Genomic DNA, 25,966 nt, shown 5'->3' on the forward strand with positions numbered 1-25,966 from the left:
ATGGCTGCACCTGTCTACGTGGCTAGCAGCAGCTTGACTCCCCCGGGCCACCATCGGTTCCTCTATTTGTTGGCGGCCGTCGCACAGGCTGCCGGCCCTTTGCTTACCCAACCCTTCGTTCAACGAATTCTGAGTCCGGAGCAGTGGGGCCGGGTGTCGTTCGCGATATCTCTGATATCCGTAGGCCTCATCGTGATTCTTGCGGGATTACCGCTCATTATCACCCGGACCTATTTTGAGGCCGGGATCGGGCCAAAGCACGCGCGCTCCCTCGCGGGATTCGGCATCCTGCAGAGCGCTGGACTCGGTGTACTAGCCGTCGGATGTGCAGGCGCAGTCGCCCTTGTCTCGGGGCAGTTCACGGATCAACTGTCTGTCCTGCTCGCGCTGCTATCCGTCGGACTGTTGGGGTGCATCCAGATGTGCCTCGCCGTTCTCCGGGCAGAACATCGCGCCTCGCTTTTCGTCGGAATTACGATCGGGGCGCAGACCCTCGGCCACCTCGCAGGGCTTGGTGCCGTCACATTTTTTTCTCAGACGGCGGCCGGCTATCTCGGGGCATTTTCCATCGTTGTGCTGATCACGGCCCTTTGGAGCGCGGTTGCGGTCCGACCAGGTGCTCCTTTCCAGTTCCCCCGTGTGATCAAAAGCGCGCTCAAGACCTCGATGCCGGTCCTGCCGCACAGTATCGCCCTGGTGCTCATGCTGCAGGGCGAATCGTTCCTTCTTACGACCATGCATGGACCGGCCCTCTACGGAAAATACGGCGCCGTCCTTCCGATGGCACTCGGGCCGCTTGCCGTTGTTCTGGCTCTGTCAAATGTGTGGGACACGCAGGTTCTTTCACAACATGGCAAGGACCCGCATGGAATCGTCAAAAGAACGCAACGAGAAGGTGCCGTGGTGGGTGTGGCATTGGCCCTCGCCGGCAGCTCCGCGGCCGTCTTTGCGACGAACATCCTGGTCAAGTCACCAACCGTCGAACAGTTTCAGTTGGCCAGGCTTCTGCCGTCGATTGCCATGGGTTATGTGGTTTTCCTCATGTCCACAACCCAGATGGTGGCGGTTGGAAAGACGAGGCTACTCGCCGTGATCACGCCTCTCACCGCTGGAGTCGCCCTTCTGGCCATGTCTTGGCCTGCGTCCTCCGAGTCCTTGTTCCTTGTCGGCCTGGTCAAAGTTTCCTGCTTCGCCGCCCTTGGTGCTATCTATCTGCTGGTAGCCCGGCGATATGGGAAAGGGCTGGTCCATGCTCGCCCCCTGCTCATTGGGCTTGCGGCGACTGCGGGCATTACGGCGATCATGCTTTTACTGCCCACTGACTTCGTGACGGGCCTTGTGACATTTGGCCTAGCGGCGCTTCTTATGGCCGGGGCGGCGGCTTTCCTGTTCCTCAAGCGTCGTCAATCCGCCCTTGGCGCGGAGGAGAAGCAACAGTCCGACGTTACGTAGGACGCCGATTCGCTTAAACAGTTGCGCCCGGCCGGATTAACCGGCCGGGCGCAACTCTGTTTCCGCGAACAGGCCCGTAGCGCTGTACTGGCTACTAAGGACGCACGGAATGAGCCAAGAGCTTCTTCAGCCCGGGCCACATCCGCTTCTGAACAACCTTGGGAGTCAATACCAGGGCATTCAAGCGGGACGTGACGTGCAGACGGGCCGCACGGGCAGCTTTTGTCCACCCAAGCGCCGCGAAGTCACGGGCACACTCATCAAAAAATGCGCGTTCCTCGACGAAACGGCGACCATCCAGCGCACGCACGGACGAGTCCGATTCGCGATGGCGACGGTACTGGAAACAAACGGTGTCAGTGACGAGCATCTTGCCGCCGTCCATGATGATATCCATCGCAAGCGCGATGTCCTGGACCACGTTGTACTGCTCGCGGAAGTCGTGCTTGAGGATTGCCTTCGCCCGCCAAGCCACAGAGGGGAAATAGAGCCAGTCACCTGTGATCAAGCTTTCGGCAATCGGTTCGCCCGACAAAATGGCCAGCTCAGAGCCACCGACCACCATGCGGCGCAGGCGATCCTTGACCTTGTCACCGAGTGGAAGGTAGACGGTCCCGTTTTCGTCGATGACCTCGACGCCGGGCTGGACAATTGACACTTCCGGATTATCAAACGCCTTGCGGATGGTTCCGATGTAGTTAGGAAGCATAATGTCGTCGGCGCCCATGACCACGACGACGTCGTGCTCTACGAGCGAGAGGCACTTCTTGTAGTTGCCGTTCGCTCCGAGATTCGTGTCATTGCGGTAGTACCGCACCCGGTCGTCGCTATCGATAAGTCCCTGGAAGTACGTGGGAAGAGATTCGTCGGGATATCCGTCATCCACGATGGTGAGGCGGAAATCCCGGTCCTCTTGCGCCAGAATGGACGAAACGGCGGCTTTCATCATGGCCACATCGCCGTAGTACGGGAACATCACGTCAATGGTCAAGGTCTACCTCTTCGGGGTTTTGAGGCCTTTGGCCTGATAGTCGTTCACATTTTCAGTTTGTTCAAAGGGCACGTTCTCTTGCCGCGAAGACTCAAGCCGCTCTACTGCGTTGCGCAGTATCGCCAGCTCTTCCGCCAACGTGCGTGTTTCATCCTCGAGGATGGTCAATTCGCGCGAGACGTGCAGGCCCACACCCACCAGCAACACGATGGACAAGGCAAAAAGCAGGTTGGCAGGAACCCGGACGCCGGCTAGTCCGGCGGCCCAATCAAGCAGGCTCGGAAAGAACCCGAGGACGATCGTAAGTCCACCGACGACGAGCCAGAGGATGGCATACTTCTCGCGAAGCTTTCCCGCCCGCAGCATGATGAGCACGGCAAGGACCATGCCAATCGAGATGACAATCGAAAACGCCACGCTCATGTGGCCGTTCCTCTCTGCGCCGATCCCTCAGCGGCTTCCTGGAGGACTTCCGGTGCAGGGAATTCCTGGCTCAGTTTGGTCCGAGGCCTGGCCAGCGCGAAGCACAGCACAAGGCCCGACCTAGCTAGGTAGATGGTTGCCTTCCAAGGGCTGTGGCTCGGCGTTCCGGCTTGGCGGACCTTCATTTCCACTGGAACCTGGGTCACCTTGCAGCCGGACTTTATAGCTACGACCAGTGAGTCGATCGTGTCGCCGAGATACTCTGCCGGAAAATGTTCCATGTATTGGTGAAGGGCACGCAGATTGGCGGCACGGAATCCGCTGGTGACATCAGTCAGCGTGGTTTTAGCCACTCCGGAGATTACTTTGGCCAAGGCGTTCATCGCCCATCGACGCGGCCCCTTGGCACTGTAGTTGCCGCGTCCAGCGAACCGGGCACCGATCGAAATATCGGCATGCTCAAGGCCCGCCAGCACTCTGTCGATATCGTGCGGGTCGTGCTGTCCGTCGGCGTCAACCTGAATGGCGCGCGTGTATCCGTGGCGCAGCGCATAGTTGAAGCCGGCCCGCATCGCGCCGCCAACCCCCAGATTAAAGGGCAGAATGACGACGGCGGCCCCGGCCTCTGCCGCGATGCGTGCAGTTTCGTCCTTGGATCCATCGTCGACTACGAGGATGTCGTGATGGGGTACCGCCTCACGCACCTGCCGAATAGTCGCACCAATTGCTTCAGCTTCATTCCAGGAAGGCATGATAATCAGCGCGTCTGAGTGCGTTGTAGTTGCCATGATGGTCAAGTATACCTATTCCACATGGTCGGCACCTTCATCCTCCCGGCTTCTGACAGGCGCACAATCCCCGCGGGCGATGTTCCCGGCAGCCAGCGGTCGCCAAAGGGAGAAGGTTTCGGGCTACAGGAGTACCTCCTCACCGAACCGGCCTGCCGCTTCCAGGATCCATGGATCTTGCCCGCGAGGACTTGCGTGCAGGCCGCTGCTGGACGCGCGTCCATTCCCCACCCTGCATAATTGTTTGGTTGGCTATACCCGATAAGGAGCTTTGATCGATGACTTGGTGGCAGACCATTCCGATTTTCGCCATGGCAGCATTGATCTACGTTCTTCCCGGGTTGTTGGTACTCGGGGCTGCAGGAATCCGGCGCCTGAACCTGGCGGCGCTTGCCGCGCCGGTATCCACGACGATCGCGTCGTGCACCGCCGTCGTCGCACCTTTCCTGCACCTTCCCTACACGCCGGCCGTCTACTTCACGGTTAGCGTGGTTCTCGCCCTCCTGGTTCTCGCCGCCCGGTATTGGTGGACCCGGCGGGGCAAAACCTGGGGGAATCTAGCCAACAATGGGCCCCTGAACGCCCACGACCTTGGCCGCTGGACCGCAATCCTCGCGGTGCCACTGGGCGTTGCGTTCGGGGCAGTTGTGATTGCAGGTCGGTTCATCACCGGCTTTGGAAGTCCCGAAAACTTCTCCCAGACCTTTGACAACGTCTATCACCTCAACGCCGTCCACCACATCGTTCAGACGCAAAACGGTTCGTCCCTCACCCTCGGCAACCTCACGGAAGCCTCACGTTACTTTTACCCCGCCGGCATGCATGACATGATGGCGCTCCTCCAGATGCTGACCGGCGCTTCTGTCCCCGCCAGTGTCAACGTCGGGACGATCGTCATCGGGGCCTTGGTTTGGCCGCTCGGCTGCATGTTCCTTGTGTCGCGGATCGTGGGTTACCGGCCTGTGCCGTTGATCGCCACGGGAGTCCTGGCCGCAGGATTCAGCGCCTTCCCCTACCTGCTGGTTGGATTCGGCGTGCTGTATCCCAACAACGCAGCGATCGCACTGCTACCGGCGGTATTCGGGTTGGTGATCGAGTTGTTTGGTCTCTCGAGGATGCCGGCAACTTCAATCTGGCCTCCGCTGCTGGCTTTGTGCGCTACGTTCCCAGGCATGGTTCTGACCCATCCGAGTGCGATGGTCGCCCTTATTGGATTCACCGCTCCAGTAGTGCTTGGACGTCTTGTGAAACTCTTCCTTGAATGGCGGGAAGGCGCCGGATCCAGACGCGCGGTGATCGTCTGGGCTCTTCTGAGCGTCGCATACTTTGGAGCAGCCGTCGTGACATGGATGATTCTGCGGCCGGGCCTTGGTGCAGCGCCCTGGACCCCCTTCCAGTCCAACTCCCGGGCACTTGGCGAAATCCTGAGTAGCGCGCCCATGGGCACCACGGCGGCCTGGATACTCGCCATATTGACCGTCATAGGCTTGTATGTCATCGCACGCAACCTCCGCCGGACATGGTGGGTCCTGGGTGTGTATCTGGTGGCTGCTGTCCTCTACATGGTGGTCTCCAGCTGGCCGCCCGGCACCTTCAGGACACTGCTCACAGGTGTGTGGTACAACGACAGCTTCCGCTTGGCCGCATTGCTCCCGGTGGCGAGCTTTCCGATTATTGTCTTTGGTGCGGAATGGCTGCTGTGGCGCTTCAGGGCCCTCCTGGAACTTTTCTCGAAACGCCGGATCCGCAAGGAACCATCCGTTGACGGGGCAATGGCCGACGCCGGTCGCGGCCGGGTCCAACTTGGCCGCCGCTATGTTGCAGTGATTTGGGTCGCCCTTGGAGTGCTGGGAGTTGCCTCCCAAGGCGGAACGTTGGCGCCTGTCCAGCAACGGCTTGGCGACGCCTTCCGGGTGTCGGCCACCTCTGATCTCGTGGATAGCGACAAATTGGCGTTGTTGAAGCAAGTCGATGCCATAGTCCCCAAGGATGGAGTCGTCGTCGGCAACCCCCTCACCGGCGCTTCGTTGGTTTACGCTTTGGCCGATCGACAGCCGCTCGCACCACACATTTTCGGCGAACGGACCGAGAAAGAGCAGCTGTTGCTGGATCATTGGGACGAGGCCGCCTTCAATAAGGACGTCTGCCCCGTCATCAAAGAACTCAACGCTTACTGGGCACTCGATTTCGGCACCAAGACGGTAATTCCTACCGAGGATCCGTTCCCCGGTCTTGCTGACCTGACGAGCGGATCGGCACCGGATATCCAGGTGCTCGCGACATCTGGAAAGGTACGCCTGGTGCGTACAACAGCCTGCGACAAGTGACCGGGCCATCGGCTTCGTAACACGCCAGACGACCGCTCATTGACCCAACCTTGGGATTTTGGTACCGAACCCGCAATCCGCGGACCCCAACACATGAAACTGGCCTGCGCCCGGTTGTCCGGGCTCAGGCCAGTTTCGACTCCTGTTGACCGCCGTGTTGGCCGGCCAAGGTCGAGTATCAGGAACCAGCAGCCCCGCTGCCGTGCTTCGCTTGGTAGGCCGCCCGGGCCAGTTCGGGCATGACGGTCCAGAGAACCCACTTGACGCCCAGGGGCGAAGCTTCCAGCAGAGCCAATGCGTCGTCGGAATTCTGAACGACCGCCAGTGAATTCCGCTTGGCCGCCGGCAGGACGTCAAGCACCCCGTTCTTGGCGATGTCCGCCCGTTCGGACATGTTCACGGCGACTACGTCTATGTCGGCTTGCAATTCGCCCCCGCGCCTGGATTCCCACAACAGCGGGCTCACACCGTAACGCACGATCTGCCGCTTTCCCTGGGCTTTGACTTTGTCCAGTGACGGTGAAGGAACAACTCCAAAGTCCTCAAGAATCCGAACTGGATTCGAGTTCTCGTCATAGACTTCAAAGTCCGCGCCGGGCACGGAGCTGGCACCAAGGTAGAGGAAGCTGCTGCCCGCAAGGTCCGAGTAGCTGGACTTCGCCTTCGCAATTTCCTTTTCAATATTCGCTACCAGTTCCTTGGCAGCCTGGGAGCGGCCGATGGCCTTGCCCACGGTGAGTGTCGTAGTCCGCCAGTCAGTTCCAAAGGGAGTCCCGGGGTAAGCGATAACCGGGGCAATTTCACTCAGAGTGTCATACTCGTCCCGTGTGATGCCCGAGTTGACGGCCAGGATGAGGTCAGGTTTCAGCGACTTGAGCGAGTCATATGGTGGCCCGTCCATTTCCCGATATTGAGTCGGCATGACCGCGTTCATTGAAGTAATCGCCTTGCCGAACCACAGACTGGTGCCGAAGCCACGCGCTTCATAGGCCGGAACGCCGACCGGCACGACTCCTAGTTCGACGCAGACATCCTGGCTCGCGAAACCAAGCGTCGCAATTCTGGTCGGTACCTTGCTCACAGTAGTCTCGCCGAACAAATGCGGAATCGTGACGGGGAAATTGCCTGTGTCAGCCGATCCCTGCGACGCCGCTCCACCGAAACAACCTGAGAGCAGGAGCGGCGACACGGCGACGGCCGCCAAGAACCCACGACGACCCAGATGGTCGCCCGAGCCTCCATTTGGTTGCTTCATGTGGTCCCTTCCCGTTCGGCCGTGAGGCCCGTGCTTTAGCCCCGAGGGCAATTTGTCAATAGTCTCGTGCGAGCGGGGTCTCCGCTTCAATGACTCAAGCGGCTTTGGACCGCTGCCTGAGTTCAGCGACAACCTCATGGACTTCACCGTCCATGACGACGTGGCCGTGTTCCAAAAGGACGCCCCGTTCGCAAATGGTCGCCACAAGGTCAAGGTCGTGGCTGACCACAAAGAGGGTCTTGCCCTTGCCGGCCAACTCTTTGATCTTGGCGATGCACTTCCGCTGGAATGGTTCGTCTCCGACAGCGAGGATTTCGTCGATGAGGAACACTTCGGGATCTGTATGCACGGCAATAGAGAAAGCGAGCCGAAGATACATGCCCGACGAATAGAACTTCACCTCGGTGTCGATGAACTCGCCAATTTCGGAGAACTCCACGATCGAGGCGAACTTTTCGTCGATCTCTCGCTCGGTCATTCCAAGAATTGCGCCATTGAGATACACGTTGTCGCGCCCGCTGAGATCGTGATGGAAGCCAGCCCCAACCTCAATCAGGCCGGCTACGCGCCCGCGGGTGAGGACAGTCCCGCCATCCGGTTGGAGGACTCCGGAAATCAGCTTGAGCAGCGTTGATTTTCCGGACCCATTGAGCCCGAGAAGAGCAACGGTCTCCCCATGACGAACGTCAAGGGAGACGTCTTTCAAGGCATCAAATTTTCTCGATAGGTCACCCTTGCGTCCACGAATGAACCAGACGAGGGCTTCCTTCAGGGAACGCGTGTGACGGAGCACGAATTGCTTACGGATACCTACACACGTAATTGCCAACTCGTCAGTTTGAAACAATCTAGAGCTCCTGTGCGAAATGGATGGAGAGCTTGCGGAATACAGACTGGCCCAGGAACAGGATGGCAACGGAAATTGCAATTGCAACCGGCAGCCAGAATCCGAGGAGATCCGGCGGCAAAGGCGCAAGCCCAATCTGGTCCGCCGTCAAAGTCGGATACCAAAACGCCCAGTGGAAGATCTCGACGCCGACAGTCAGTGGATTCATCTGGTAGACCCAGTACCAGGGCCCCATGACTCGTTGCACCATCGTCCAGATGTAGAGAACCGGCGAGGCCCACGTCACAACCATCAGGATCATGTCGACAATGTTCTCGGAATCACGGAAGTACACATTTGCCGCTCCGAAGAGGAGACCGAGTCCAGTTGCAAGAATTGCAACCATAATGAACGCAACAATCACCATCAGCAGCTGGATCAGGGATGGCTGCCAACCTGCGAGCAAGCAGGCACCAACGAGGACTGCCAATTGAGGAAGGAAATGCGCTGCCGACACCAGGACCGTCGCTACGGGAAACAATTCCCTCGGCAGATATATCTTCCGAATCAAGTCCCTATTGTCAAGAATGGAACGGGTCGCATTTCCCAAAGACTCCGTGAAAAAGTTCACGAAGACGATTCCTGCAAACAGATAGATCGAGTAGTTCGGCGTACCATGCTGGAGATTGAGGAAAATCCCCAACGCTACAAAGTAGATAAGAAACTGCATCAGTGGTTTGACATAAGACCAAAGCAGTCCCAATACCGAACCCCGGTATCGTACTTTGATCTCTTTTCGGACCAGCAGCTTCAATAGAAACCGGTTGGAATAAACGTCAAATAGTCCACGGCCATGGCCTGGTTTTATGAGTTGAGTCGACACGCTATTGGGATTCCTACCCGCTGACATCGAAAGTGGCCTTCCAGGACTCCAAGGAAGTGATCTCCGGCAAGGCCGCCTTGTACTCGGCGGAGAGTTGATCCCATCGACGGTACAGTTCGCTCTGGAGCTTGGCCGCTTCCAGCATCTGGCTCCGCAACCGCTTGGGGTCCCGGCGGTACCAGGACACTCCAGTCCCTTCGGCGTTGGAGACAAGGACGCTGTCGAATGAGGACAGCCTCCACCAACGATTTTCCCTGTGCGCCAAATGGGCCTGGGGCCGCTCCAGCGATGAAGGATCCGGCTTCTTGAATATCTGGCGAAGGACCGTCTTCGCTGCCCACTTCACGAGGTCCTTTTTGGGCGGCATCCCCGCGGCGCCTCCTCGGCCTCCCCCATTGAGGCCCACAGCCGGAAACTCGTCCACGTCGGATTTAATTTGCGCCTCTGTGTGGCGGGAACGCAGCTCATTGACTTCGGCCAACTTGCTTGCCAATTCAGCGTGGAGGCTCCCCGGTCCGCGCAGGACGTCCCGCATCGCCATGATGCGTGCTTCCTGAGCGAAGTACTGCATGGAGATCAGATGTTTGACGTTGTTCTGGAACGACTCCCGCAATACCCGCCCCCCTTTGGGGAAAGGGCTGTGAAGAAGGGCCGCGATCAATCGGTTGCGTTCATGGAAGTAGGCCTGCCATCCCAGAGAGTCATCCTTGTCGATCCACGACACATGCCACAGGGCGGCGCCAGGCAGGGAGACGGTCGCGTACCCGGCCTGCTTCGCCCTCAAGCTATATTCGGCGTCATCCCATTTGATGAAGACAGGCAGTGAAAGGCCTATCTCCCGGATGATGTCAGTCGGTATCAGGCACATCCACCAGCCATTGAAATCAACATCGACACGACGGTGCATCCAAGGGGTTTGCCGCAAATTACGGTGTCTGAAGTCGTGGCGATACTCAAGGGCGTCATCCGGGCTTACCCAGCTCAGCCTGTAGGGGTCGACCACTTCACCGAAGGTGTGCAACGTCGTCCGACTGTAAAGATCGAACATGTGACCGCCAACGATTGTCGGCTTCTTGCTGAAGCGCGCAAAAGTGATGAGCCGTTCAATGCTGTCAGGTTCCACCACGACGTCGTCATCGAGAAGTACGACGAAGCTGCTGTCGTTCTGGACAGCCTCCGCCATCCCCCGCGAGAAGCCTCCCGCACCGCCAAGGTTGGCTTGCTCCACGATCCGTAGTTTGCGACCCAACACATCCTTGACGTCATTGAATCCTTCGGCTGCCGAGACCTTGTTCGTGCCCTGGTCCACAATCAACACTTCCTTGACGCTCTCGAGCGCCTTGGAGCTTCCGCCAAGAATACGGGCGTTCGCGATGCAGAAGTCCGGCTTGTTCATGGTGGTGATTTGGACTGTTGCGACTTCTCCCGCAGGAATCCGCGGAGACTCCCGCGTTGCCCATTCAGCGCCGAGCAAGGTCAATTCCGACGCGCCGGCAACCAACTCAAACCAGTACCAGCCGCCGTCGCCGAACGTCTCCAGGGACAGCTCGAGCTCGAGCTCGTTATACCCTTCGACGTGGATTGAGTTCAGACGCTGAGGCATCCCGCGCGCGTTCGAGCGGTAGACCAGCACAGTTCCCGAGCCCTCGGTGCGGACGTGCAGCTGAACCGAGCGGACAGCTGTCCATCGACGCCAGTAGCTGGCAGGAAATGCATTGAAATACGTACCGAATGATACGTGCTGTCCGGCGCGTACCTTCGCGGAAGTGCGCGAGAGGAAGTCCTCATGATGAGCCTCCAGCGGGCTCGAACCAACTAGATGCAGCTTGTTTTCCGGAAGCTTGGGCTGTCGGTAGAGTCCGTCGTCCTCGACGAGTTGGGTGCCAACCGAGCTTCCGGCGTCGACATAGAGTTCAACGGCGTCCAGCTCACCCGGGGAAGGGAAGACGACCCTTTGAAGCTCGGCAGTCGTCGTGGGACTCACGCGTCCACTCCTCCGCTTTCAATTTCCGCGCCGTTTTCGAAATGCGGACGGACCTTGTTATCAAACATGGAGAGAGCCGAACCGATGGCCATGTGCATGTCGAGATACTTGTAGGTGCCAAGGCGACCGCCGAACAGCACGTCTTTTTCAGCGGCTGCGAGATCGCGGTATTTCAGCAGCTTTTCGCGGTCATCCGGGGTGTTGATCGGATAGTACGGCTCATCGCCGCTTTCGGCGAACCGGGAAAACTCGCGCATGATGACGGTCTTCTCCGTCTGGTAGCCACGCTCCGGGTGGAAGTGGCGCGGTTCGATGATCCTGGTGAACGGGACGTCGTCGTCGTTGTAATTGACAACGGACGTTCCCTGGAAGTCTCCCGTGTCCAGGACTTCCTCTTCGAAGTCGATGGTGCGCCAGGACAGATCTCCGGCGACAAAGTCGAAGTAGCGGTCCACGGGTCCTGTGTAGACGACGGGAATCTTGCCGACAACCTTGTTTTTTGAATACTCGTGCGACTCGTCAAAGAAGTCCGTGTTCAGGCGTACCTCGATGTTCGGGTGCTCGGCCATCTTCTCGATCCACGCCGTATACCCGTTGGTCGGCAGGCCTTCGTACTTGTCGTTGAAGTATCGGTTGTCGTAGTTGTACCTGACAGGAAGGCGAGAAATGATTTCCGCTGGGAGGTCCTTGGGGTCGGTCTGCCACTGCTTGCCGGTGTAGTGCTTGATGAATGCCTCGTACAGGGGGCGACCGATCAGCTGGATGCCCTTGTCATTGAGATTCTGCGGATCGGTTCCCGCGAGTTCACCAGCTTGCTCCTTGATCAGGTCCTGCGCCTGGCTAGGAGTCAAGTTGGCCCGGAAGAACTGGTTGATCGTCGCCAGGTTGATGGGGAGGGAATACACCTCACCCTTGTGCACGCCGTACACCTTGTGCACGTAGTTCGTGAAGGTCGTGAACCGGTTGACGTACTCCCACACCCGCTCGTTCGAGGTGTGGAAAAGGTGCGCACCATAACGGTGCACCTCGATTCCGGTCTTCTCTTCCGTTTCGCTGTAGGCGTTGCCGCCGATGTGATGCCGGCGGTCAATGACAACAACCTTCAAGCCCAGCTCAGTGGCGGCCTGTTCTGCGATTGTCAGGCCAAAAAAGCCCGACCCGACGATGACGAGGTCAGCGGTCACAAATACTCCTGGTTCGAATGCGGGCAGCCCAATGATGTGCATTGGCTGCAGGTCAAGCCTACCCGAGATGGCGCGCCGATTTTCGGGCCGGTCCCTGCCAGCCCTGACAGGTGCAGCGTTTTCCACATACGTCAACTGGCGTGGAACACGGGGTAGTCATCACAAATATCGTGGACGAACAGAAGCCTCGCTAACCGAAGGAGCGGACACAGTGGCATTCCATTGCACCCTCGTCTGGGGCCCGTTGGCGTTACGGCAAGGCGGACCCATCGAACTGACCATAGCCGCGGGCAACGGCACCCCTGGCGCCGTCGTCGAGGCCGCCGTCGCGGCGGAGTTCGGATCTGGAAAACTTGCAGTCGAGGGACTGCCGCTCGGCGGTCTCACCGTTGGCTCGGCGCCGCTCATGTCGGGGGCTGTGTTGGTGTGCCGGGCCGATTCGGAGGCGCAAGACACCCGTGATCGCTATCGCAATCCCGCGGCGTTGTCGTTGCTGGTGCACGCAGGTCCGGCCGCGGGCCTGGTCATACCGCTGGAAAGGGGCAAATACAGGATCGGCCGGAGCAATGCCGATGTCTGCCTCCCGGATCCTGATGTTTCGCGGGATCACGCAGTCCTGACGATCTCCGAGACAGCGGTCACCATAAGGGACAACGGGAGCGCGAACGGAACGGTGGTGGATGGACGCAAAGTCCGCTCCGCCCATGTCTCGACCGCCTCCAGGATCCGATGTGGTGGCTCGGTCATGTCAATTGTCTTCGGTGACGAAGAATACGGAGCGGAGTCGCTGGGGGCAGCCGGCCAGGACGTCGCCGAGCCGATCCTGGTCCCGCGGCGCCACGATGCGGGCAGCCGCACGCAACTTCTCCTCACGGCCGGGCTCCCCTTACTGCTGGGAGTTGGAATGGCTCTGGCCACTGGCATGTGGATGTTCCTCGGATTCACGGCAATTTCTGCGATCGCGGTCTTCGCACCTGCAATTTCGGGGAGACGCGGGCGCCGCATTCTGGCTGCCGCGATCGCGGCGGCAGTCGAACAAGACCGGGCCCGACGACGGCGGTGTTCACCGTCCGCCGCTGAGCTCGCCTTCGCCGTCAACTCGGCAGCTTTACCCTCAAAGGAACACGGGCGAATGCGGCTGGCGCTGCCAAGAACCACCACAACGCAAGGATCCGGCACAGCTCAAGGAGCCAGCACGGTGCAAGCCTCGGGCGCAACCAAAGGAACGGCGGGTTGCCGCGATGTGTGGCTCCGGCTCGGCACCTGTCAGCAGAACGCCAGGGTTGCCCTCGATCCCGCAGACCCGGGCTTTCAGCCACCGCAGCTGGGCCCCGTTCCGGTAGTTCTGGATCCCTCCACCCAGGCCGTTTCCCTCACGGGACCGGAAGCCAAGGTGCAAGGAATGTTCAGATTTCTGCTCATGCAGCTGGCAGCTTTTCCCGGCGCAAGCAACGCTCCCGTCCTCATACACGGACCGCTAGCCCACTTGCCGTCAAGCGCCCGGTTCCTCCCCGGCATCACGTTGACCACGGACGCCTCTTCAGCCGCGGCTGCTCTTTCCGCGCTCGCGGATAAACCGGGAGCACTGCTTCTGGTGGGACCCGAACGTGATCCCGCCGTCGACCCACTCCGGCTGGCGGCGATCGAGTCCGGCTGGAGAATCTTCCAAGGCACCGCGAGGGGCGACGAAAGCGGTTCCGCCGTCGAGCTCTGGAACAAGCGCGCAATCCTTCGTTCGTGTCATTCAGAGACGGAATTTGACCCTGACCTTGTGCCGCACCCGGTCTTCGACCGCTACTGCCGCTCATTGGCAAGATTGCCCCGTCTACCGAAAGAAAGGGCGCCGCTTGTCCCCTCTACCTGCCAACTTCCCGAATTGCTTCCCGCTGAGCCCTCGAGCATCGCGGCCCGCTGGAGCGCTTCTTCAGCACGCGGAGGGCTATCCGCGGTTATCGGGCGAGGAGCCGACGGGCCCCGGTCGCTGGACCTGGTTTCGGACGGCCCGCACCTCCTCGTTGCCGGAACTACGGGATCAGGAAAGTCGGAGCTTCTGCGCACGATCGTGGCCGCGACCTCGCTGACCCACAGCCCGGACAAGGTCAACTTCCTGTTTGTTGATTTCAAGGGAGGTTCGGGGCTCGGGCCGTTGGCAGACCTTCCGCACTGCGTCGGGATGCTTACGGACCTCAGTGAACACGAGCTTGAACGTACCCTCTCCTCCCTCCGTGCCGAGGTTCGGATGCGGGAAGGGAGCCTTGCGAAGGCCGGTGTCCCCGATTTGCCCGCGTATTGGGCCAAAGCCGCAGGAACCAGGGGCGGGGGCGCGGCGGGTCGGAGAAGCCACCTTCCGGTACTGCCCCGTCTGGTACTCGTCATCGACGAATTCAGGATGCTCATTGAAGACGCCCCGGATGCCTTGGCCGAATTGATGCGGATCGCCACCGTGGGCCGGTCTCTGGGCATCCACCTGATCATGGCGACACAACGTCCGCAGGGTGCACTCAGTGCGGACATCCGGGCCAACGTCACCACCAGCATTGCACTTCGCGTCCAATCGGAAATGGAATCCCGGGACGTCATCAACTCGCCGGCAGCGGCCTCGATTCCGGTGTCCCTGCCGGGTCGCGCCTTTATGGTTCGCGGAGTGGAAGATGCCGAGCCCTTTCAGTCAGCAACCCTCTCGGGCAGCGAAAAGGCCCAGCCGCACGCAAAGGCCATTTCGTTGCCGGCAGCGGGGTCGCTCCGCTTCAGCGGTTCGTCTGAAACCGCGTTGGCGGAGACTCAAGGTGCGACTGCAACGCCAGCAGAAGCCGCCCGCCCCATTATCAAGGCAATCAAGCGGGTTTGGGACATACAGGCGAGTACACCGCTTAGGAGACCTGTTGCGCATCCGCTTCCAGAGTCCGTCCCGCTTCCCGAATCCCTTGGCATCACAGCAATGATCGGCAGGCACGCGGCAAACGGTACGCCGGCAGGCCCGACTGCCTACCTTGGCTTGGCAGATTTGCCCTCGCAACAACGGGGTGCCGGCCTGTGCTGGACTCCTTTCGTCCACGGGAATCTTGGACTCATTGGCCCTCCTGGAAGCGGAGTTGAAGATACGTGTCGGGCAGCGGCTGCGCAGCTTGTTGGAAGTGCCGAAGAGCTCCATCTCTATGTCCTCGACGGTGACGGTTCATTGGCCGATGTGGCCCCCCAGGGACGCGTGGGGGCCGTTGCCTCCCCCAACGACATCAGAAGGGGCGTTCGCATCCTGGAGAGGCTCGTAGCTGAGATGTCGGCGCGGCAATCCCGGGGAACCGCCGCCGGGCAAGTCCCGCTTTTGCTGGTCATTTCGAACTGGGGTTCGTGGGTCTCCGAGTTACGCGCCGGACCCCTGGCCTGGGCCGAAGACGTTGTCCACGCCATCGTCCGCGACGGACAGAAGGCAGGACTGGCTCTTCTTGTCACGGGCGACCGCGAACTGACTGCCTCGCGCATGTTCGCGTCAATCCCCAACCGCGCATACTTTCCCACCGGGACCACAGAAGAAGGGCGGTTGGCGTGGCCCCGTTTTGCGGCAATGAAGCCCCTGAAGGGTCGGGCGGTCGTAAGTGGCAACTTGCTCGGGGTTGACACTGCAGTTGCGCAGCTTGTCGAGCCGCCGCCAACCTCGGCTTGGCCGTACTGCGTGCCCCCCGAGCCTGCACGGCGCCCAATCCGGGTGGATCCCTTGCCGCAATTCATCCGGGCTTCGGATCTCATTGCGGATGGCCGAAGCGATGCTACTGCCCTTTCCCGTGCCCGGGTCCCCGGGTCGGTGCTCCTTGGAGTTGGAGGGGATGAACAAGAACCTGCTTGGATCACGCTGCCGCGCGCAGGCGTCCTCCTCGCCCTCGGCACCCCCGGTTCCGGCAAGTCGTCGTTTCTGGCTGCTTTGGCCATGCTCAATCCAGGCCATCAATGGTGGACACCACCCAAAGGGGCCGATCATGACGCTTTCTGGGCCGAATTCCACCGGGAAGCAAGCCGCAGGCTCGTCGGAGCAGAAGTCATCCCCCTCGTGGACGACGTCGAACACCTCGCCAGCGAAACCGCCGTCCTCCTGGCTGAACTTCCTGGTATCGGTTTCCCGGTGGTGGCAACTGCGGGCAGTCCTGCCCTACTGCAACGGACGCCCCTTGCTTCCCTGGCCCGAAACCACGGAAGCGGAATTCTCCTGGGCAATGGGCCGCCGGCGGCCGGAGATTTCTTTGGCGTGCGCGCCGACATCGATCAGGCGCCGCCTCCGGGTCGTGCTGTCCTCATCGAGAATGGACGAACACGCACTGTCCAGATCGCCGCTCCGGGCTAGAAGCCGTACCCAAATGAAAGAGTCAAAGGGCGGCGCGGGATCCGCCCGCTCGGGAGGCAAAGGCAATGACCCGCTTGTCGAACAAAAAGACAATTCCGGCCAAAGCAGGCACCACCATGGCCAGGCCGGCAGGAACCAGTCCGCCGGTCATGGTGGGAAACCCGATCGTCAGGGCGAACAGCTGCGCAACCAACGCGGGTGCCCGGGTCCAACGGTAGCCACGGAACAGGAAGTGCCCTACGGCAAACAACAATGCAGAAAAAGCCAGCAAAAGGCCAAGGGTAAACACGGCTCCCCAGAATGAGGCCACCGGAGCCCCGGTCACCAGCTCGTATACATACAGGGCTCCGGCGGTCAACAGTGCGAGGGCTTCCAGCACAACCACAATGGAAATAATAACGATTCCGACAGGGCGCGGCCCTTCGCCGGATGACCTGCCAATGTTGTCGTTGCCGGTCCTCTGGCCGTCGTCGCCGGGCGTTGCTGGGTCATGGTTAGGGTTCAGAGGGGGTCTTGACACATTGGCACAATACCGGACATAGTCGAGTACCTGTGAGTAGACCGGTGGCCAATGTGATGCATCGCTCACGGTTTCAAACGCTAAAACCCCTTGTTTACATGGCGTTAACATGACACGCTTGACTCAGACGACCAAGGGGGCCCAATGGGTCCCCTTTCCTATGAAGCCTCTCGTGAATATTTTCACAAAAGGCTTAACTAGTACTCACGAATGGAGTGACTGATCAGCATGGATTGGCGTAACCGCGCAGCCTGCCTTGACAAGGACCCGGAGCTTTTCTTCCCCGTAGGCAACACCGGCCCTGCGCTTCTCCAGATCGAGGAAGCGAAGAGTGTCTGCCGTCGCTGTCCCGTAGTGGACACATGCCTTCAGTGGGCCCTTGAATCGGGCCAGGACGCTGGCGTCTGGGGCGGCATGAGCGAGGACGAGCGACGCGCACTCAAGCGACGCGCCGCCCGCGCCCGCCGCGCTTCCTAAGTGACCGGGCCCGCGAAGCACAGAGCCTGAGGCAAAGAGAACACACGAAGATGGCCCGGACCGATAGGTCCGGGCCATCTTCGCATTTCTGACCGCGGTCACAGATAGAGCGCGCCGCCAGCGGCCGGCGTCAGCTCCGCACCAAGTTGAGGACGATCTCGACGGCGGTGCCACCGCCGTCGCGCGGCCGCCACTGGATGCTGCCACCCAACTCGCTCGTGACAAGAGTCCGCACAATCTGAAGGCCTAGACCCTCGGTATACGACCCCTCGGGCAGTCCGACGCCATCATCGGCGATCGTCACCGTGAGGAGTTCATCGCCGCGCTCCCCTGTGGAACGATCCGCCATCAGCCAGACCGTTCCGGCCCGTCCTTCAAGGCCGTGTTCCACGGCATTTGTCACGAGCTCATTGATGACCAGCGCAAGGGGCGTGGCAAAGTCGCTCGGCAATTCGCCGAACAGGCCGGCGCGCTCAGTCCGGACGTGTTGCGAAGGGGACGCTACTTCTGCCGAGAGCCGGAACTGACGTCCAATGAGTTCATCGAAATCGACGCTCTGCGTGAGCCCTTGTGAAAGCGTCTCGTGTACCAACGCAATCGTCGCCACCCGCCGCATTGCCTGTTCCAGGCCTTGTTTCGCCTCGTCGCTGACCATCCGTCGCGACTGCATGCGCAGCAAAGCAGCCACCGTCTGCAGGTTGTTTTTGACCCGGTGGTGGATTTCACGAATCGTCGCGTCCTTGGTCACCAGCTCGAGCTCGCGGCGTCGCAGTTCTGACACGTCGCGGCACAGAACCAAGGCTCCGAAGCGATGCTTCTCGTCGCGCAATGGAATCGCGCGCAACGACAAGCTGACACCACGGGACTCGATCTCGCTCCGCCACGGCATCCGACCGGTAACGACCAGCGGCAGCGTCTCGTCCACCATCCGCCGGTCCTTAAGGAGTCCTGCGGTTACTTCCGCGAGGGACCGTCCTTCCAAGGTTTCCACCTCGCCGAGGCGGCGGAATGCGGAGACGCCGTTCGGACTCGCGTACTGCACGATGCCGTCGGCGTCGAGCCTGATCAGGCCGTCACCCACGCGGGGAGCGCCACGGCGCGAACCCGTCGGTGAAGCGAAGTCCGGCCAGAGGCCCAGCGTTCCCATCCGGAGCAGATCGTAGGCGCATTGCCTGTACGTAAGCTCCAGGCGGGAAGGCATCCGTGAACTGGAAAGGTCCATATGCGACGTGACGACGGCAAGGGTCCGTCCGTTCCTGACCATGGGCACCGCTTCAACCCGCAGGGCCATCTCGCTGCTCCAGCTCGTTTCGCTGGAGCGTTCGATGGAACGGCTGGACCACGCTTTGTCGACTATCGGTCGCAGATCCGAGCGGATGCCTTCCCCGACGAAGTCCGCATGAAACACCGTGTGGCTCGTCGACGGCCTCACGTGAGCAAGCGCGATGTAACCGAATTCAGGATGCGGAAACCACAGGGCCAAGTCCGCGAACGCCAGGTCGGCGACCATCTGCCAGTCGCCGACCAGGAGGTGCAGCCATTCGGCATCTCCAGGCCCGAAATCAGCGTGCTCCCTGATGGGGTCTGTAAAGATTGCCACTGCACCTCCATATAACGCCCGGGCTTGTCCCTAGCGTCGAACGATTGACCTCAAGAGCCTCAATGCTACCGACAGAGAAGCCATGTCGTCGGCCTCCAGCGCGTTGACCTCGTCGAACATGCTCTTCGCGCGGCCCAATTGCTCGGCATTGAGGCCTTCCCAGGCCCGCAAACGGGCCTCGGCGTCGAGGCCGGCGTCGGTCGATTCGAGCACCGACGTCGTCATGTCCGCTACGGTCGAGTAGAGGTCGTCGCGCAGGGCCGCCCGGGCAAGCGCCTGCCAGCGGTCATCGCGCGGGAGTGCCGTGATCCGCTCCAGCAACGAATCGACGTGGAAGCGGTCGAATACCGTGTAGTAGACGTGGCTGACCTCTTCCACACGGGCGTCGCGGCTGTGAGTGATCTTGGCGATGTCCAAGAGCACGAAGCTCTCGAATAGCTCGGCCCAGCGATGGGCGAGCGTGTCGGGAAGGCCCCACGAGCGCGCCTTTTCAAGCCAGCCGGTAACCCGCTCTTTGTCGCTGCCGCGCAAGTAGTCGAGCACCCTGGCCCGCATCGGATCCATCATCGGCTTGAATTCCGCGACGATCTCCGAGATCGGCTTCGAGGCGTTGCCCTGGCTGAGCAACCAGCGAACGGCACGGTCAAGAAGCCTTCGGATGTCGAGGTGGACGGTGCTCCAGTGTTCCGTGGGGAACGAAGCAGGCAGGGCGTTGAGCTCCCGCACCATCGAATCGAGTTCGTAGATCTCACGGAGGGCTACGAACGCCTTCGCGACGGCGACCTCGGTAGCCGAAGTCTCCTCCATGGTGCGGAAAGCGAAGGTGATGCCACCCAGGTTGATCATGTCGTTGGCCACCACGGTCGCGATGATCTCGCGACGCAAGGGATGCGTGTCAAGTTCGGCGTCGAACCGTTCTCGGAGCTGCTTCGGGAAGTAGGAGCGAATCGTCTTACGGAACCAAGGATCGTCAGCCAGATCGCTGTCCCGCAAGGCCGAGCCCAATTCGATCTTGGCGTAAGCGGCGAGGACGGACAGTTCCGGTGACGTCAGGCCCTGGCCCTGCTCCAGCCGCTCGCGAAGCGTCTCGGTGGTCGGCAGCGCTTCGAGGTCCCGTTTGAGGTCGGCGGACTTCTCGAGCCAGTCCATCAGGCGCTCGTAGCTCGGGCTCCATTCGGCGACGCGTGTGCGGTCGTTGAGCAACAGGATGTTCTGATCGATATTGTCTTCGAGCACGAGGCGTCCAACCTCGTCGGTCATGTCGGCGAGGAAGGATGTGCGCTCGGAAGCATCCAGTTTTCCTGCGGCAACCATCCGGTCGACGAAGATCTTGATGTTGACTTCATGGTCGGAGCAATCGACGCCGGCAGAGTTGTCGATTGCATCGGTATTCAGGATGACGCCCTGCAGGGCAGCTTCGATGCGTCCGCGCTGCGTCATTCCGAGGTTTCCACCTTCGCCAACGACCTTGACACGGAGCTCCCGTCCGTTCACGCGGATGACGTCGTTCGCCTTGTCTCCCACCTCGGCGTGGGACTCGGTGCTGGCCTTGACGTACGTTCCGATCCCGCCGTTGTAAAGGAGATCGGCCGGAGCCAGGAGTATTGCACGCAGGAGTTCAGGAGGACTCAGCTGAACCGTTCCGTCCGGCAGGCCGAGGGCACGGCGGACTTCCGGCGAGATCGGGATGACCTTGGCCTGGCGGGGGTAGACCCCGCCACCTGCGCTGATGAGCGAGCGGTCGTAGTCGTCCCAGGAGGAGCGGGGAAGCTCGAAGAGACGCTGCCGCTCGCCGAAGGACGAAGCCGCATCCGGCGTCGGGTCCAGGAAGATGTGGCGGTGATCGAAGGCGGCAAGCAGGCGGATGTGCCGGGAAAGCAGCATTCCGTTGCCGAACACGTCGCCGGACATGTCGCCGACGCCGACCACGGTGAATTCCTCAGTCTGGGTGTCAAGGTCCAGCTCACTGAAGTGGCGCTTGACCGACTCCCATGCACCGCGGGCCGTAATGGCCATGGCCTTGTGGTCGTATCCTACCGAGCCACCGGAAGCGAATGCGTCCCCCAGCCAGAATCCATACTCGGCTGCCAGGCCGTTCGCGGTGTCCGAGAAAGTTGCCGTGCCCTTGTCCGCGGCCACCACCAGGTACGAATCGTCGTCGTCCTGACGGACAACGTCCGACGGCGGCACAATCTTCTCGCCGTCTGCCGTGGTCACGAGGTTGTCGGTGAGGTCGAGCAGTCCGCGGATGAAGGTCTTGTAGCTTTCGATGCCTTCGGCCATCCAAGCGGCACGGTCAAGTGCCGGATCCGGAAGCTGCTTCGCGAAGAATCCGCCCTTTGCACCGGTCGGCACAATCACGGCGTTCTTCACCGTCTGTGCCTTGACGAGCCCGAGAATCTCGGTCCGGAAATCTTCGCGGCGGTCGGACCACCGCAAACCGCCACGGGCCACCTTGCCGAAGCGCAAGTGCACGCCTTCAACGCGAGGCGAGTACACCCAGATCTCGTACTTTGGCCGCGGGAAGGGCAGTCCGTCGATCGTCGTCGGATCGAGCTTGAAGCTCACATACGACTTGCCTTGGAAGTAGTTAGTGCGCAGCGTCGACTCAATGAGGTTAACGAAAGTCCGCAGTACCCGGTCGGCGTCGAGCGTGGCCACCTGGTCGATTGCTTCGGCCAGTGTGGCGCGCGCGTCCTCCTGGCGGCCCGGACGGGCGGCATCAGGCGAAGAAGGATCGAAACGGGCCCCAAAGAGGTCAATCAGGCCGCGGGCAACCTCAGGGTTGGCGAGAAGAGTGTCCGCAATGAACTCGAAGGAGTTGGTGTTCCCCATCTGGCGCATGTACTTCGCATAGGCGCGGAGCATGACAACCTGCCGCCAGTGGATACCTTCCCGGAGCACGAGCCGGTCGAAACTGTCGGATTCCACCGCACCGGTCACCGCGGCGCTGAAGGAGTCCGCCAAGAGCTGGCCGGTAGCCACGGGATCGACACCGGTGGGGTATTTCAGGCCAAGGTCGTAGAGGAAGAAGTCCCGGTGGTCGGCAGTTTCAATTTCGAAAGGCCGCTCATCGAGAACCTCAAGGCCAAGATTGTGGAAGTAGGGCAGGATCTGGCTCAGGCTCTTCGGTTCCAAAAGGTAGAGCTTGACGCGGGCATCCTCTTCGAGCAGCTCACCGGCGCCGTTGGGCAAGTAGACATGCACTCCGGGGACCGTCTGGACTGCGACGGCGTCGCGGTCGGTTGTGGCGGCATACTTCTCAAAACGCTCAATGTCCTTGAGGGCGTCCTCGACTTCGTAGTCGACTCGGTAGCCGGCGGGGAACGCATCCGCCCACAGGGCTGACAATCGCTCGGCATCCAAACCGCTGGTGTTCTCGCGGAGCACCTCCGCAATACCTTCAGCCCATGACCGCGAGGCCCGGACAAGCCGCTTTTCGAGTTCACCGGCGTCGACGTCGCGGAGCTCAGCTTCGCGCGGCAGCCGGATCCGGAAGAACACCCTTGAGAGTGCGGACTCCGTGATCCGGGCCTCGTAGTCAATGCTCTCGGCTTCGAAGGTCTCGCGGAGTTCCTGCTCAATTCGTTGCCGGACGTTGGTGGTGTAGCGGTCACGGGGCAGGTAGACCAGTGCCGACATGAACCGTCCGTAGATGTCCGGGCGCAGGAAGAGCTTCGTGCGGCGCCGCTCCTGCAGACGCTGGATGCCCAAAGCCGTCGCTGCCAGGTCCTCGGTCTCGATCTGGAAGAGTTCGTCACGCGGGTAGGTCTCGAGAATACCGACGAGGTCCTTGCCGGAGTGGGAGTCCTGCGGGAACCCGGCCGAGCGGAGCACGGCGTCGACCTTTTCCCGAACGATGGGGATGTTCCTTACGGAACCGGTGTACGCGCTCGTGGCGAACAGGCCGATGAAGCGGCGCTCACCGTTGACGTTGCCCGCAACATCGAAGCTCTTGACACCGATGTAGTCCAGATACGCGGGGCGGTGCACGGTGGACCGTGAGTTGGCTTTGGTGATCACCAGGGCACGCTTCTCGCGAGCCTTACGGCGTCCGGCGTCGGTAAGGTGCTGGATTTGGTGGGGGTGGTCCCCCGCCCTCAAGAGTCCCAGACCGCTCGCTTCGCGCAACTCAAGGACGTCTTCACCGTTCTCGGTGATGAGGTCGTATTCCCTGTAACCGAGGAACGTGAAGTTGCCGTTGTCCAACCAGCGCAGGAGGTCCTGCGCTTGCTTGAGCTCCGCGATGTCTTCCGGGTGGGCCACCTTGTCCAGGGACGATGCCAGCTCGAGCGCCTTCGTGCGCATTTTGGGCCAGTCTTCGACGGCGGCCCGGACGTCGTTCAGGACGCGGTGGATTCCGTCAACGAGCTCCTTCTGGAAGTCGTCGGCCACCCTGTCAACTTCGACGGCGATCCACGACTCCATGTGGGAGACGTTGTCACCTTGCGAGATCAGATGGGCGATATTCGGCATCGCCGCGGTGTCACCGCTTGAGATGCCGATGTTCGACGGCACCCGGGCAATGCCGGACAGATCGCCGGTGACGTGATCACGCGAAACCACGAAGAGCGGGTGCATGACGAGCCGGATAGCGCAGTTCTGACGAACGAGTTCGGCGTTCACCGAGTCCACGAGGAACGGCATGTCATCCGTGACGATGTACAGAACGCTGCGATCACCCTCGTTGGCAATCCTGACATTGGCAGTGCCCGGCTTGCGGCTCTGCCCCGCTTCGCGGTGTGCCGCTGCCCTGGAGGTCAATTGCTCGGCAGCGTATCCGCGGGCGTCCTCCTCTGCGAGATGCTCGTAGTAGTCCCCGAAGAACCCTTCCCGGACTACTGCAGGTTTAGAACGATCCTCCACGCTGGATCCTGACGACATCGACAAACGCCTCCATCACATCTCAATTGCTGCGTCCTTGCAGCCCACATGGCGAGCCTAACGCTTTAGACGATGCCTTGCTCTGGAATAAATGACAGAGGATTTGTCATTTTGCTGGACGGGTGCACAGACCATTTTTGCGATTGCGAGCCGCAACGCAGACTCGGGCGCAGCTTCGAAGAGGACAGCGCCGGACAACAAGGCAGCGTCGCAAGCTTCAGGATCGGATGGAAGGAATACCTCGATGCCATGACCGGGGCCGTACCGCTCCCATGCCTCGCGGAGTTCACGTTCGGGTGAGCGGCCAGCCGATGCTGCCCGGACCTTGTTCAAGACCACGCGGGGAGCCGCATGCGGGACTGCCCGTTCAAGCTCAGCGAGGCCCCGTACGAGGCGCGGAACCCCGACGGCATCGGCCGCGCCGACGGCGTAAACGGTGTCCGCCAGTTCGATGCTGCGGAGCGTTGCTGCATTGCGTCGAGGGGCCATGGTGTCGAAGCTGAGTTCCTCGTCCGCTTCAAGGCAGAAACCTGCATCAACCACGACGACGTCCGCGATCGCCTTGGAGAGTTCAAGTACCGACGAAAGCGCGGCGGCCCGGAGCTCCGGCCACCGGTCCGCGCGGGTAATGCCGGTAAGAACCCTGAAACTCGTGGCTTTGGCGAAGACCGGCGCGGCGATCCGCTTGAGGGATTCAGCATCCAGCAATCCCTGGTCCGCCAATCGACAAGATTGCGCCAGTCCGGCGGATTCGTCCAGCAAACCAAGCGATGCTGCGACGCTGGCTCCGTAGCTGTCTGCATCGAGAAGGATCACTGATTTGCCTTCGGCCGCCAGCTCTGCGGCAATGTTGACAGCCACAAGAGTCCTGCCCGGCGCCCCGGTGGGCCCCCAGACTGCGATGATCCGGCCAGCCCCGGCCGGGGCCTGCTCCGGTTCTTCCGGCGCATCGGTGGGACGGAGTTCTGCGGCAGTGTCCGCAAACCCGGAATCCCGGGACTCCGAGCGTCGCCGTCCATGTCCGGGCATCTGGCCTACTGCATCGGAGATTCTGGAAGCCAGCGTTGCCGAATCTACATCCAGCGACGCGGTCACGACGCCGATGCTCCACAGGCGGCCCGACTCCTCGGGGTCGTCGCTCAGTGCAACAACGGAGACTCCGACAGCCGCCAGCCGGTCGACCAGCGACGCCGTCAGTTCCTGAGCGCCTTCGGCGATGACCGCCGCGCGCGCGAGACCGCTTTGGCAAGCGGCCAGGAGTTCCGCGAGTTCGCCACACCGACGCACCACAGTCACCGGTCCGTGGAGCCGCTCGAGTCCCCCGACCAAATCCTCCCGGGACTGCCCGACCGTGACAACCGGGATACTCACTTGCCCGCACCGCCCGGGTTCCAAACCACAGCAATCTTCGCTTTGTTCGCCTGCGCTCCGAGAAGTTTCGGCATCTGCTCATCGGTCACCAGGACAAGAACCACCTTCTCCTTGGACGCTCCGAGGGTGGAGGCGCCCTCCGTGACCTGGGCGATCTCCGCACCCGGCAACAATAGCTGCGGCGTGCCGAAACCGTTGCGCGCGTCGGGGGGTGCTACCCAGACGTCAACCCGGGATCCTGCCACAGCCTGCGAAGGCAGTGATTCCTGGATCGCGATCGCCACCGGTTTACGGTCCAGGGAATCGGCGGCCCCCAGGCTCTCCCGGGGGACGAGTTGGTTCTTGGCGATTCTCTGAACGGCGACTTTTCCTTCGGGCAGACCGTCAGCCAGAGTCACGTAACTGGACTCAACGTCGTCGAGCCGGACTTTGACGACCGCAAGATCGTCCTTGCTGACTCTCTGGCCCACGGCAATCGACTCGCGCGCCGCATAGACCTGAGTGGTACGGTCCGCGGTTCCAACGAGGGCGATGACTCCGGCCAGCGATGCCAAGACGAGGAGAATCCCCACCAATAGTCGCGGATCCCTCCATGACGGTTTCCTGAGCCGCGCTGCAGCGGCCGCGGTAGTTGCACCCATCCTTGCTCCCCCGTTTGCATAGTTTGT

17 protein-coding genes are annotated in these 25,966 nt (G+C 61.1%); 4 read left to right on the top strand and 13 right to left on the bottom strand.

What is annotated here, in order from left to right; translation table 11 throughout:
* Positions 1-1,452 carry an oligosaccharide flippase family protein gene (locus tag ACSKT0_RS17040; RefSeq protein ID WP_437770820.1) on the top strand — a complete coding sequence of 484 codons (1,452 nt, stop codon included), beginning with the start codon at positions 1-3 and terminating at the stop codon, positions 1,450-1,452.
* 94 nt (positions 1,453-1,546) lie between these two features.
* On the opposite strand, the gene ACSKT0_RS17045 is transcribed toward ACSKT0_RS17040, so the two are convergent.
* Genes ACSKT0_RS17045 through ACSKT0_RS17055 form a run of 3 tightly spaced genes read right to left on the bottom strand, consistent with a single transcriptional unit; the run spans position 1,547 to position 3,654 of the window.
* Positions 1,547-2,443, bottom strand: coding sequence for a glycosyltransferase family 2 protein (locus ACSKT0_RS17045; RefSeq protein ID WP_437770821.1), 897 nt, complete (start codon positions 2,441-2,443; stop codon positions 1,547-1,549).
* Positions 2,444-2,446: 3 nt separating this feature from the next.
* On the bottom strand, positions 2,447-2,866 hold the full coding sequence (locus tag ACSKT0_RS17050; protein WP_345453005.1) for a DUF2304 domain-containing protein: 420 nt from the start codon (positions 2,864-2,866) through the stop codon (positions 2,447-2,449).
* Entirely contained in the window at positions 2,863-3,654 is a 792-nt protein-coding gene (locus ACSKT0_RS17055) for a glycosyltransferase family 2 protein (protein WP_345453097.1), read from the bottom strand. The genes ACSKT0_RS17050 and ACSKT0_RS17055 overlap by 4 nt, the downstream gene beginning before the upstream one ends.
* A gap of 278 nt (positions 3,655-3,932) precedes the next feature.
* On the opposite strand from ACSKT0_RS17055, the gene ACSKT0_RS17060 reads away from it, so the two are divergent.
* The gene (locus ACSKT0_RS17060; protein ID WP_437770822.1) at positions 3,933-5,981 is read left to right on the top strand and encodes a DUF6541 family protein; all 2,049 of its coding nucleotides are present in this window, start codon (positions 3,933-3,935) and stop codon (positions 5,979-5,981) included.
* A gap of 178 nt (positions 5,982-6,159) precedes the next feature.
* On the opposite strand, the gene ACSKT0_RS17065 is transcribed toward ACSKT0_RS17060, so the two are convergent.
* The 5 genes from ACSKT0_RS17065 to glf form a co-directional block, all read right to left on the bottom strand.
* Entirely contained in the window at positions 6,160-7,236 is a 1,077-nt protein-coding gene (locus tag ACSKT0_RS17065; RefSeq protein WP_437770823.1) for an ABC transporter substrate-binding protein, read from the bottom strand.
* A 94-nt stretch (positions 7,237-7,330) separates the two neighbouring features.
* The gene (locus tag ACSKT0_RS17070) at positions 7,331-8,065 is read right to left on the bottom strand and encodes an ABC transporter ATP-binding protein (RefSeq protein WP_437770824.1); all 735 of its coding nucleotides are present in this window, start codon (positions 8,063-8,065) and stop codon (positions 7,331-7,333) included.
* A gap of 19 nt (positions 8,066-8,084) precedes the next feature.
* On the bottom strand, positions 8,085-8,972 hold the full coding sequence (locus tag ACSKT0_RS17075; RefSeq protein WP_437770825.1) for an ABC transporter permease: 888 nt from the start codon (positions 8,970-8,972) through the stop codon (positions 8,085-8,087).
* Positions 8,959-10,929 (bottom strand): glycosyltransferase, encoded by a 1,971-nt coding sequence (locus tag ACSKT0_RS17080; protein WP_437770826.1) that lies wholly within the window; start codon positions 10,927-10,929, stop codon positions 8,959-8,961. The genes ACSKT0_RS17075 and ACSKT0_RS17080 overlap by 14 nt, the downstream gene beginning before the upstream one ends.
* The gene (glf, locus tag ACSKT0_RS17085) at positions 10,926-12,113 is read right to left on the bottom strand and encodes a UDP-galactopyranose mutase (RefSeq protein ID WP_437770827.1); all 1,188 of its coding nucleotides are present in this window, start codon (positions 12,111-12,113) and stop codon (positions 10,926-10,928) included. The genes ACSKT0_RS17080 and glf overlap by 4 nt, the downstream gene beginning before the upstream one ends.
* 211 nt (positions 12,114-12,324) lie before the next feature.
* Between glf and ACSKT0_RS17090 the strand changes: the two genes are divergently transcribed.
* A complete protein-coding gene (locus tag ACSKT0_RS17090) occupies positions 12,325-16,446 on the top strand; it encodes an FtsK/SpoIIIE domain-containing protein (protein ID WP_437770828.1) in 4,122 nt (1,373 codons plus the stop codon).
* Between the two features lie 22 nt (positions 16,447-16,468).
* On the opposite strand, the gene ACSKT0_RS17095 is transcribed toward ACSKT0_RS17090, so the two are convergent.
* Entirely contained in the window at positions 16,469-16,966 is a 498-nt protein-coding gene (locus tag ACSKT0_RS17095) for a hypothetical protein (RefSeq protein ID WP_437770829.1), read from the bottom strand.
* 228 nt (positions 16,967-17,194) lie between these two features.
* Between ACSKT0_RS17095 and ACSKT0_RS17100 the strand changes: the two genes are divergently transcribed.
* Entirely contained in the window at positions 17,195-17,443 is a 249-nt protein-coding gene (locus ACSKT0_RS17100; RefSeq protein ID WP_003804966.1) for a WhiB family transcriptional regulator, read from the top strand.
* A gap of 130 nt (positions 17,444-17,573) precedes the next feature.
* On the opposite strand, the gene ACSKT0_RS17105 is transcribed toward ACSKT0_RS17100, so the two are convergent.
* From ACSKT0_RS17105 to ACSKT0_RS17120, 4 genes are read right to left on the bottom strand one after another with little or no spacing between them, the layout of a single operon-like run.
* A complete protein-coding gene (locus ACSKT0_RS17105) occupies positions 17,574-19,043 on the bottom strand; it encodes a sensor histidine kinase (protein ID WP_236811889.1) in 1,470 nt (489 codons plus the stop codon).
* Between the two features lie 30 nt (positions 19,044-19,073).
* Positions 19,074-23,927, bottom strand: coding sequence for an NAD-glutamate dehydrogenase (locus ACSKT0_RS17110; protein WP_437770830.1), 4,854 nt, complete (start codon positions 23,925-23,927; stop codon positions 19,074-19,076).
* A 57-nt stretch (positions 23,928-23,984) separates the two neighbouring features.
* The gene (locus ACSKT0_RS17115) at positions 23,985-25,298 is read right to left on the bottom strand and encodes an AAA family ATPase (protein ID WP_437770831.1); all 1,314 of its coding nucleotides are present in this window, start codon (positions 25,296-25,298) and stop codon (positions 23,985-23,987) included.
* Positions 25,295-25,939, bottom strand: a complete 645-nt coding sequence (locus tag ACSKT0_RS17120) for an SAF domain-containing protein (RefSeq protein WP_437770832.1) — start codon at positions 25,937-25,939, stop codon at positions 25,295-25,297. Before ACSKT0_RS17120 ends, ACSKT0_RS17115 begins: the two co-directional genes overlap by 4 nt.
* Positions 25,940-25,966 lie beyond the last annotated feature (27 nt).

Source organism: Arthrobacter sp. KNU40, assembly GCF_051515115.1.
Classification (GTDB): Bacteria; Actinomycetota; Actinomycetes; order Actinomycetales; family Micrococcaceae; genus Arthrobacter.

What these genes read in the sequence shown, in the direction of transcription:
- ACSKT0_RS17110 (WP_437770830.1), bottom strand. Translation starts at nt 23,927, where the DNA reads ATGTCGTCAGGATCCAGCGTGGAGGATCGTTCTAAACCTGCAGTAGTC.
- ACSKT0_RS17100 (WP_003804966.1), top strand. Translation starts at nt 17,195, where the DNA reads ATGGATTGGCGTAACCGCGCAGCCTGCCTTGACAAGGACCCGGAGCTT.
- ACSKT0_RS17120 (WP_437770832.1), bottom strand. Translation starts at nt 25,939, where the DNA reads ATGGGTGCAACTACCGCGGCCGCTGCAGCGCGGCTCAGGAAACCGTCA.
- ACSKT0_RS17040 (WP_437770820.1), top strand. Translation starts at nt 1, where the DNA reads ATGGCTGCACCTGTCTACGTGGCTAGCAGCAGCTTGACTCCCCCGGGC.
- ACSKT0_RS17075 (WP_437770825.1), bottom strand. Translation starts at nt 8,972, where the DNA reads ATGTCAGCGGGTAGGAATCCCAATAGCGTGTCGACTCAACTCATAAAA.
- ACSKT0_RS17050 (WP_345453005.1), bottom strand. Translation starts at nt 2,866, where the DNA reads ATGAGCGTGGCGTTTTCGATTGTCATCTCGATTGGCATGGTCCTTGCC.
- ACSKT0_RS17055 (WP_345453097.1), bottom strand. Translation starts at nt 3,654, where the DNA reads ATGGCAACTACAACGCACTCAGACGCGCTGATTATCATGCCTTCCTGG.
- ACSKT0_RS17065 (WP_437770823.1), bottom strand. Translation starts at nt 7,236, where the DNA reads ATGAAGCAACCAAATGGAGGCTCGGGCGACCATCTGGGTCGTCGTGGG.
- ACSKT0_RS17060 (WP_437770822.1), top strand. Translation starts at nt 3,933, where the DNA reads ATGACTTGGTGGCAGACCATTCCGATTTTCGCCATGGCAGCATTGATC.